Genomic DNA, 8,971 nt, shown 5'->3' on the forward strand with positions numbered 1-8,971 from the left:
GGCTTTTCGCCCGACGCAGATAAAGCCGGTTTACACCTTGAAGTGGCTGACCAACATCTGCAGCTGGTTGCCCAGGCGGGCGAGTTCGACGCTGGACGCGGCGGTTTCTTCGCTGGCGGCGGCGGTCTGTTCTGACACGTCGCGCACGTTGACGATGCTGCGGCTGATCTCTTCGGCCACCGAGCTTTGCTGCTCGGCAGCGGCGGCGATCTGCTGGTTCATGGCCTGGATGTTCGACACCGTCTGGGTAATGCTTTCCAGCGAGGTACCGGCCTTGCGGGTCAGGGCAACGGAGCTGTCAGTCAGGTTGCGGCTGCTGAGCATGATCTCCGAGACCTGGCGCGTTCCGTTTTGCAGCGCGGCGACGAGGCCTTCGATCTCTTCGGTGGATTGCTGAGTGCGTTGCGCCAGGCCACGGACCTCGTCGGCGACCACGGCAAAACCGCGACCGGCTTCACCCGCCCGTGCGGCCTCGATGGCAGCGTTGAGGGCCAGCAGGTTGGTCTGCTCGGCGACGGCCTTGATCACGTCCATGACCTTGCCGATCTTGTCGCTTTCCTGTTCCAGCACGGTCATCGCGTCGGTGGAGCGAACCACCTCAGTGGCCAGCTTCTCTATCTGGACGATCGCTTCACCCACCACTTTGTCGCCTTCCCGTGCCTGCTTGTCAGCGGCAGAAGCGGCGACCGATGCTTGCTCGGCGTTGCGCGCCACCTCGTGAACAGTGGCCGACATTTCGTGCATCGCGGTGGCGACCTGGTCAGTTTCCACTTTCTGGCTGTTGACCCCGGCGCTGGTCTGTTCGGTCACGGCCGACAGCTCTTCAGCGGCGCTGGCAATCTGCGTGACGCTGTCACGGATGCCCCCGATCAACTCGCGCAGCGTGGCGCCCATGCGCTGGATGCCCATTTGCAGAACGCCCAGTTCATCTTTGCGGGTCACGACCATGTCGTGGGACAAATCGCCCGACGCAATGCGGTCGACCACGGCCAGTGTCTGTTGAAGCGGACGGGTGATCTGACGGGTAATGATGATCGCCGCCAGCGTACCGAGGATCAGCGCCAGGAGCGTGCCGGCCAATTGCAGCGTGCGAGCTTGCTGGCTGTCGGCCTGGCCGAGGGTGATCTGCAAGTCATTCAGTTGCTGGGCCAATTTGACAATGGCGCTTCCTTCCTCGGTCATCTCGGCGCGCGTCGTGTTGATCGTGTCCGTGGCGACCTTGAATCCCTGCACCGATTGGCGATAGCCGTTCAGAGTCGCTTCCAGCTGTTTCAGACGTTCGCCCTGAGTGCCGCCAAACATGGCGTTGAGCGGACCGAGGCCGTCAATGGCGCTGGTCAGTTGGCGCATGGCCGTGTCTTCGGTTTTGGCCGAGACACTGGCGGTGTAGCCGCGCACTTCATAGCGCACCAGCATCACGTCTTCGCGGGCTTTGATGACGGCCTGGTACTGCTCGAAACGGCGTTCGTCCGTCGGGTCGAGTTTCATTACGTCGTCGTTGATCGCGGCGATCAGGTCGGCCGCTTTCATGGCGTCAACGCCCATGTCGGCGCGAACCTTGGCGCTCGCCTGATAGGCCTCGCGCATTTTGCTCAATGAGGTCTCATAAGCGGCGATCTGCTCGCCCAACGCCTTGATGGGCGCGACGTTCAGTGGATTGCTGAAGGTTTTCTGCAGAAATTGCTGCTGCGCCTTGAAGCCTTCGAGCGCAGTCTGCACCGTCTGCGCAGCGGCTTCGTCGCCATTGCTGAGCATGTACTGCAGCCGCGTAATCCGAAGGTCAGTCAGCTTCTGGCTGAGTTTGGTGATGTCGGCAACGCGGTCGCTGCGATAGGTCATATTGCCCAGGCTGTTCCAGCCCACCAGAGCCAGCAGGGCAGTCAGTACAAGCACGACACCGAAACCGAGGGCCAGCTTCATGTTGACGCTAATGTTCGCGAACCAGCTGTTCATTCCATTTCTCCAGATCCGTAAATATTTGAAATCGTCAGCTGGAGGGTTTTTGTTATGGAGCCAGCAAAACATTCATGTGTACGAATGCATCGGCAGATTCGCGAGAATCTGAAACCGATGTCGGAATTGTCCGACAGTCGTGTGCGAGCGGAGGTATAGGCAGGAGAAAAAACGCAGGGCCCAGAAACAATCAAGCCCGGCATAGGCCGGGCTGGGGGAGCAGCAGGGTGTCGATCAGCTCAGGCGGCTGGCACCGACGTGGTCTGCACCGTCAGCGGCAACACGACCCAGTTGGGTGTGCGACGAACCGTTTTCAGCAACGCGATTTGCACCAACGCGATCAGCGCCATCGGCAGCAACACGGTTTGCACCAACGCGATCAGCGCCATCGGCAGCAACGCGATTTGCACCAACGCGGTCAGCGCCGTCAGCAGCAACACGATTGATGTTGGTGTGGGAAGAGCCGTTTTCAGCAACGATTGGCGCGTTTACAAATGCGCTGGCATCAACAGCAGGGAGGGCGAAAGCGCTGGTTGCCAGTACAGAGAAGGCCAGGCCAAGAATCAGTGTGTTGGTTTTCATGGGAGTTGCTCCAGTACGTTTGACGAGTGGGTGACTCGGTATGGAGCTGATGTTACTCGCCGCAAAATTAATCAGAACTCAATACGATTGGTAGCGAACATTGTCGGCGTTGATAGTTGATTCACCGATGGCTTGCCCCGCTGCTCGTCAAACGCTGGCGTCAATCTTTGCGCCGTCCTTTGTACCGGACATGAAATATTTCAACTGTCGATAAGTCCACCAACCCCCTAACGTGTAAAGGCCGCGAGACTTCGCTGCCGCCGCGGGCGTTTTCTCACTCAGGACGGGACGTTGGGCCATGGGATCAGTTCAGCGATTCACCACGCTAGATAGTTTCAGGGGCGTTTTCGCGTTGTTGGTGGTCTTCTATCACCTGCACGTGGTGGGCGCTTTCATTGAGCTGCCTTTTTTTCGCAGAGCGGACATCCTGCTCAACTTCTTCTTCGTGCTCAGCGGCTTTGTCCTGGCCCATTCCTATGGGCTGAAGCCGCAATTCGGCTTCAAGCGTTTCGTCATCTCGCGCCTGTTCCGCCTGTACCCGCTGCACGTCGTGATGCTGCTGGTGTTTATCCTCTTCGAAGGGGTGCGCTGGGCGGCCTGGAAGAAAGGCTTCACCTTGAACAACGTGCCGTTCACCGGGCTCTTCGCCCCGTCGGAGATCCTGCCCAATCTGCTGCTGGTGCAAGCCTGGACGACGCTCACCGAAACCATGTCGTTCAACTACCCGTCGTGGAGCATCAGCATCGAGTTCTATATCTACATGCTCTTCGGCGGGCTGTGCCTGCTCTCACTGAGAAGCCGCTTTCTGATGTTTGCCTGCGTGGCCGTCGTCGCATTCACGATGATATTCACCGAAAACGAACCGCTGGTCTGGCGCGCGATGCTGGGTTTGTCCTGCTTCTTCGCCGGCAATATCACGTACCTCGCCTATCTGTTGGTTCGCGACAGATTCGTGCCGGTGCGCTGGCTGATGACGGTGCTCGAAGTGGCGCTCACGTGCACAACGTACTGGATGGTGATGAACGACTACAGCGACCGCTCGCCCATTGCCAGTCTGACGTTCTGCGTGTTGGTGCTGGTGTTCGCATTCGAAGCCGGGCTGGTATCGACGTTCCTGAAAACCGCCGTGTTCAGGCTGTTGGGCAAGTTGTCGTACTCCATCTACATGACCCACGCTGCGCTGCTGTTTTGCCTGTCGACGATGTTCATCGTGGCGCAGAAGCTCACCGGCCGCGATCTGTCGCCGATGATCAACGGCCAGCGTTTCATGGACACAGGTTCCGAGCTGGGCAACAACGCGCTGGTGGTTGCCGTCACCCTCGCAGCGATCGGCCTGGCTGCTCTGGCTCATAAGTACATCGAGCTGAAGGGCGTCGAGTTGGGCAAGTGGGTTACCGGAGCCTCGAACGGCAAAGCGCCGGTCAAGCAGGGTATTGGCGGTGGCCTGAAGCCGCAGGTTGATCGCGCGGCGTGAATCCCCTTTGGTTGCGCTGAGCCTTAGCTGCGGCGCAACCAGTCAACCATCCCCAGCCCTGCCGCGCGGCCGCTGGCGAAGCAGGCGGTCAGCAGATAGCCGCCGGTGGGCGCTTCCCAGTCGAGCATCTCGCCGGCGCAGAAGACGCCGGGCAGCGACGGGATCATCAGGTGCTCGTTCAGTGCTTCGAATTTCACTCCGCCTGCCGTGCTGATGGCCTCATCCAGCGGGCGCGGCGTGATCAGTGTCAGCGGCAAGGCCTTGATCGCACGCGCAAGCAGGGCTGGATCAGCGAATGTCGCAGCGGGGGTAAGCTCACGTAACAGCGCCGCTTTCACCCCGTCGAGGCCCAGCTGGCTGTGCAGATGCTTGGACGTCGAGCGGGAACCGCGGGGTTTGCTCAGGGCCTTTTGCACCTCGGCAACGCTTTTGCCGGGCAGCAGATCAATCTCGACCGTGGCCGACCCCGACTGATTGATCGCCTCACGGATCTGCGCGGACAAAGCGTAAACGAGGCTACCCTCGACACCGCCCTGCGTGACCACGCATTCCCCCAGCCGCAGGTTTTGCCCCTCCAGGCCCATGGCGATGTTCTTCAGCGGCGCGCCGGCGAATTTGCTGCGCAGCAGTTCGCTCCAGGCCGAGACTTCGAACCCGCAATTGGCGGCTTGCAGCGGCGCGACGTTGACCCCGCGTTGTTCAAGCAGCGGTACCCACGCACCGTCCGAGCCCAGCCGCGACCAGCTTGCTCCGCCCAACGCCAGCAGCGTGGCGGCAGGGTTCAGGGTGACTTCACCTTCGGGACCGTCGATTCGCAACGTATTGTCGGCATTCCAGCCCAGCCACCGATGACGGGTGTGGATAACGACGCCGGACTCGCGCAGTCGCTTGAGCCAGGCGCGCAGCAGCGGCGCGGCCTTCATATCGGTGGGGAACACACGCCCGGAACTGCCAACGAACGTCTGGATGCGCAGGCCGTGAATCCACTCGCACAGCGCCTGGGCGCCGAAGCTGCGCAGCAAGGGCGCGATTACCGGGGCGCGTTCGGCGTAGCGGGCAACGAACGCAGGCGACGGCTCGGAGTGGGTGATGTTCATGCCGCCGACGCCCGCCAGCAGAAACTTGCGCCCGACCGAGGGCATGGCGTCGTAGAGGTCCACCTTGAAACCGGCGTGGCTCAGCACTTCAGCGGCCATCAGGCCGGCAGGGCCGCCGCCGATAATGGCGACTGTCTGGGTGCTTGAGGTGGCGGTTGACGTCATGGCTAAGCGGACACCGGTTGGGTAGGGGGCGCGCATTCTACGCGAGCTTCGTGAAACGCGGCCAGCCTGTGGAAAACTTATCGATCAAAAACGTACAGTGCGCGCGTGCCCCAGTGATATCAGGGGATCACGCCCTTGCACTCAGGTTATCCACAGGCGGTTCCACAGGGGATGTGGGTAAGTGATGTCATCACTCAAAGCCCGCGCTCTATCCACACCCGCTGCGCACTGTGGTGCAGAATCCCGTGCCGTCGAGCAAGTGCTTGCCGGTCCTTGCTGTAGCCACCGCCAATCACGCCCATCACCGGAATGTCCCGGCCCAGGCAATGACGCATCACCGCCTCGTCGCGGCGGGCAACCCCCGCATCGGTCAGCTGCAAATACCCCAGCGCATCATCCTTGTGCACATCCACGCCGGCGTCGTATAGCACCAGATCGGGCTGATACAGGGGCAGCAGGTAATTGAGCGTGTCGTCGACCACCTTCAGGTAGTCGTCGTCACCCATGCCCATCGGCAGCGGAATGTCCCAGTCACTTTGGGCCTTGCGCGCAGGGAAGTTCTTTTCGCAGTGCAGCGAGACCGTGATCGCGTCATCGGTGTGTTCGAGAATCCGCGCAGTGCCGTCACCCTGGTGCACGTCGCAGTCAAAAATCAGCACCCGGTCGACGCGTCCGCTTTGCAGCAGGTACTGACTGATGATCGCCAGGTCGTTGAAGATGCAAAACCCGGCCGGGTAATCGTAATGGGCATGGTGAGTGCCGCCGGCAAGGTGACAGGCCAGTCCGTGTTGCAGCGCCAGTTCCGCTGTCAGCAAAGAGCCACCTACCGCGCGTACCGTACGTCGGGCCAGATCCTCGGTCCAGGGCAGGCCAAGGCGACGTTGATCTTCCCGCGCCAGCGCGCCTTCCATATAACGGCTGATGTAACCGGGGTCATGGGCCAGCGCGAGGATGTCCGTTGGGCAGACCTGCGGACGAAACAATTGAGCATCTGTGGTCAGGCCGGTGTCGATAAGGTGGTCGCGCAGAAGCCGGAACTTGTCCATCGGGAAACGATGGTCGGGCGGAAAGTCCGGGCTGTAGTCTTCATGGTAAATGAGGGGCAGGGGCATGGTGAGCACGCGTCTGGTTCGAAGGGGAATCTTGCCAGTTCTGACGATCACCGCACAGCGATTTGCCTGGGCGGGGAGATCGCCAGCCGGCGGGCATTTTGAGAGGCGAGGCAACAGGGAGACGATCGATGGAGCCGATTCTTGAGCTCAACAGCGCACGCTTGTTGATGCGTCAATGGCGAGATGATGATTTGCCAGCCTTCGCGAAGATGTGCGCCGATCCACAAGTGATGCGCTACTTTCCGCAGCCCTTGAGCCGCATGGAAAGCGCCAAGCTGATCGGCCGGGTGCGCGGGCACTTTGCCGAGTATGGTTTCGGCTTCTGGGCCCTTGAACGCAGGGACACCGGTGAATTCATCGGTTTCACCGGCCTGGCCGTGGTGGGCTTCGAGGCAGGATTTACGCCAGCGGTAGAGATCGGCTGGCGCCTGGCCCGCGAGCATTGGGGCCTGGGTTATGCCAGCGAAGCCGCTTGGACGGTCCTCGGCTGCGGATTCGAGCATTTGGACATGGACGAAATCGTAGCATTTGCGGCGGTCAATAATCTGCCTTCGCAGAAGGTCATGCAGGCCATCGGCATGCGCAACGATCCGGCTGACAACTTCGATCATCCGAAATTGCCCAACGGCCATCCACTCAGGCCCCACGTGTTGTATCGCATCAACCGGGCGGGCTGGTTGGCGACGCTTTAAACAGCTGCGGGAATCGGGCTACAAACCTCTGTATCATTTCGTCCCACTTCCATATGCGCCGGCCTACGGCGCCCATGGCCTGATTGATGCGATGACGGTTGGCGAGACGACCGTGTGAGGAACCCTGAATGAGTCACGTGCTGGATGATCTGGTGTCGCTGTTGAGTCTGGAGCCGATCGAAGAAAACCTCTTCCGCGGACGCAGCCAGGACCTTGGCTTTCGCCAGCTGTTTGGCGGTCAGGTGCTGGGTCAGTCGCTGTCGGCGGCGAGCAAGACGGTTGAAGACGCGCGCCATGTGCATTCGCTGCATGGCTATTTCCTGCGCCCCGGCGACGCGCACTTGCCCGTGGTGTATCAGGTGGACCGGGTCCGCGACGGCGGCAGTTTCAGCACACGCCGGGTGACGGCCATTCAGAAAGGCCATCCGATTTTCACCTGCAGCGCGTCGTTTCAGTACGACGAAGAAGGCTTCGAGCACCAGAGCCAGATGCCGCAGGTGGTCGGCCCGGAAAACCTGCCGTCGGAACTTGAATTGATGCGTCAGCGCGAGCACCTGATTCCCGAGCACATGAAGGACAAACTGCTGTGCCCCAAGCCCATCGAATTCCGGCCAGTCACCGAGTCTGATCCCTACAACCCGAAGCCTACTGACCCGGTGAAATACATCTGGTTTCGCGCCGACGGCACCCTGCCCGACATCCCCGCCCTGCACCGCTACATGCTTGCTTACGCGTCGGACTTCAACCTGCTGACCACCTCGCTGTTGCCCCATGGCAAGACGGTCTGGCAGAAAGACATGCAGATCGCCAGCCTGGATCACTCGCTGTGGTTCCACGGTGAACTGCGCGCTGACGACTGGTTGCTTTACGCCATGGACAGCCCATGGGCCGGTAATTCGCGCGGGTTCTCCCGAGGCAGCGTATTCAATCGCGAGGGCAAGCTTGTGGCGTCGGTCAGTCAGGAAGGTTTGATTCGCCACCGTAAGGATTGGTCATGAGCCTCAATCAAGTACGCCACTGGGTGTTTGACATGGACGGCACGCTGACCGTCGCCGCCCATGATTTTCCGGCGATCAAGCGTGCGCTGGATATCCCTCAGGAGGACGACATTCTCGGGCATCTCGCGGCGTTGCCGGCGGATGTTGCGGCGGCCAAACATGCCTGGCTGCTGGAGCACGAGCGCGCGTTGGCGATCGAATCCAAACCCGCGACAGGTGCTGTCGAGTTGGTGAGGGAGCTGGCAGGGCGGGGTTATCGTCTCGGCATTCTGACCCGTAACGCCCGCGAGCTTGCCCACGTGACGCTGGACGCAATCGGTATCGCCGACTGCTTTGCCGTGGACGACGTGCTCGGCCGTGATGAAGCCGCGCCAAAACCCGATCCGGGTGGCCTGCTGAAGCTCGCAAGCGCCTGGAACGTGCAGCCGTCGGAAATGGTGATGGTGGGTGACTATCAGTTCGACCTGGCCTGTGGTCGAGCGGCCGGCGCCCGTACGGTGCTGGTCAATCTGCCGGAAAATCCGTGGCCGGAATTGACCGACTGGCATGCGGCGGATTGCGTGGCGTTAAAGAAGATGATCGGCGCGAAGAGCTGATTCCACCCTTCTGGTAGGACCGGCTTCAGCCGGGAACGCGTCCGGCAATTCACCACAAAATTGATGGTGTACAGACCGGCCTGTTCCCGGCTAAAGCCGGTCCTACGTAGTGCCGCGTCTAGACAGTAGGACCGGCGGCTGTGTTCATTTGTAGGACCGGCTTCAGCCGGGAAGGCGTCTGGCGCTACACCGCAACATTGACGCTGCACATGCTGGCCTCTTCCCGGCTAAAGCCGGTCCTACGTAGTGCCGCGTCTAGACAGTAGGACCGGCGGCTGTGTTCATTTGTAGGACCGGCTCAG

General features: G+C 60.9%; 8 protein-coding genes and 1 pseudogene. 4 read left to right on the forward strand and 5 right to left on the reverse strand.

Translation table 11 applies throughout. The annotated features are described in order from the left end of the window. Positions 1-30: 30 nt before the first annotated feature. The 3 genes and pseudogenes from AC07RO_RS20805 to AC07RO_RS20815 form a co-directional block, all read right to left on the reverse strand. Entirely contained in the window at positions 31-948 is a 918-nt protein-coding gene (locus AC07RO_RS20805) for a methyl-accepting chemotaxis protein (protein WP_446731163.1), read from the reverse strand. Next, positions 934-2,025: pseudogene (locus AC07RO_RS20810) on the reverse strand (methyl-accepting chemotaxis protein); the annotation flags it as partial. The pseudogene AC07RO_RS20810 and the gene AC07RO_RS20805, both read right to left, overlap by 15 nt. Positions 2,026-2,187: 162 nt before the next feature. Then, entirely contained in the window at positions 2,188-2,535 is a 348-nt protein-coding gene (locus AC07RO_RS20815) for a hypothetical protein (RefSeq protein ID WP_495086955.1), read from the reverse strand. 298 nt (positions 2,536-2,833) lie between these two features. Between AC07RO_RS20815 and AC07RO_RS20820 the strand changes: the two genes are divergently transcribed. Continuing rightward, the gene (locus AC07RO_RS20820; protein WP_192173282.1) at positions 2,834-4,009 is read left to right on the forward strand and encodes an acyltransferase family protein; all 1,176 of its coding nucleotides are present in this window, start codon (positions 2,834-2,836) and stop codon (positions 4,007-4,009) included. A 23-nt stretch (positions 4,010-4,032) separates the two neighbouring features. Here AC07RO_RS20820 and AC07RO_RS20825 read toward each other — a convergent pair whose 3' ends face one another. Continuing rightward, positions 4,033-5,271 carry a TIGR03862 family flavoprotein gene (locus AC07RO_RS20825; RefSeq protein ID WP_495086956.1) on the reverse strand — a complete coding sequence of 413 codons (1,239 nt, stop codon included), beginning with the start codon at positions 5,269-5,271 and terminating at the stop codon, positions 4,033-4,035. Between the two features lie 194 nt (positions 5,272-5,465). Beyond that, on the reverse strand, positions 5,466-6,383 hold the full coding sequence (locus tag AC07RO_RS20830) for a histone deacetylase family protein (RefSeq protein WP_463583133.1): 918 nt from the start codon (positions 6,381-6,383) through the stop codon (positions 5,466-5,468). Between the two features lie 128 nt (positions 6,384-6,511). On the opposite strand from AC07RO_RS20830, the gene AC07RO_RS20835 reads away from it, so the two are divergent. From AC07RO_RS20835 to AC07RO_RS20845, 3 genes are all read left to right on the forward strand, one after another. After that, positions 6,512-7,075: a GNAT family N-acetyltransferase gene (locus AC07RO_RS20835; RefSeq protein WP_192173279.1), complete on the forward strand. Its 564-nt coding sequence runs from the start codon at positions 6,512-6,514 to the stop codon at positions 7,073-7,075. Positions 7,076-7,203: 128 nt separating this feature from the next. After that, a complete protein-coding gene (gene tesB, locus AC07RO_RS20840) occupies positions 7,204-8,073 on the forward strand; it encodes an acyl-CoA thioesterase II (RefSeq protein ID WP_495086957.1) in 870 nt (289 codons plus the stop codon). Beyond that, positions 8,070-8,669, forward strand: coding sequence for an HAD family hydrolase (locus tag AC07RO_RS20845; RefSeq protein WP_192173277.1), 600 nt, complete (start codon positions 8,070-8,072; stop codon positions 8,667-8,669). The genes tesB and AC07RO_RS20845 overlap by 4 nt, the downstream gene beginning before the upstream one ends. The last annotated feature ends 302 nt before the right edge of the window (positions 8,670-8,971 follow it).

Source organism: Pseudomonas sp. GW821-FHT07F05 (genome assembly GCF_059418765.1).

Coding starts and splice junctions, on each gene's coding strand:
- AC07RO_RS20815 (WP_495086955.1), bottom strand. CDS start 2,535: ATGAAAACCAACACACTGATTCTTGGCCTGGCCTTCTCTGTACTGGCA.
- AC07RO_RS20845 (WP_192173277.1), top strand. CDS start 8,070: ATGAGCCTCAATCAAGTACGCCACTGGGTGTTTGACATGGACGGCACG.
- AC07RO_RS20805 (WP_446731163.1), bottom strand. CDS start 948: ATGGTCGTGACCCGCAAAGATGAACTGGGCGTTCTGCAAATGGGCATC.
- AC07RO_RS20830 (WP_463583133.1), bottom strand. CDS start 6,383: ATGCCCCTGCCCCTCATTTACCATGAAGACTACAGCCCGGACTTTCCG.
- AC07RO_RS20835 (WP_192173279.1), top strand. CDS start 6,512: ATGGAGCCGATTCTTGAGCTCAACAGCGCACGCTTGTTGATGCGTCAA.
- AC07RO_RS20825 (WP_495086956.1), bottom strand. CDS start 5,271: ATGACGTCAACCGCCACCTCAAGCACCCAGACAGTCGCCATTATCGGC.
- tesB (WP_495086957.1), top strand. CDS start 7,204: ATGAGTCACGTGCTGGATGATCTGGTGTCGCTGTTGAGTCTGGAGCCG.
- AC07RO_RS20820 (WP_192173282.1), top strand. CDS start 2,834: ATGGGATCAGTTCAGCGATTCACCACGCTAGATAGTTTCAGGGGCGTT.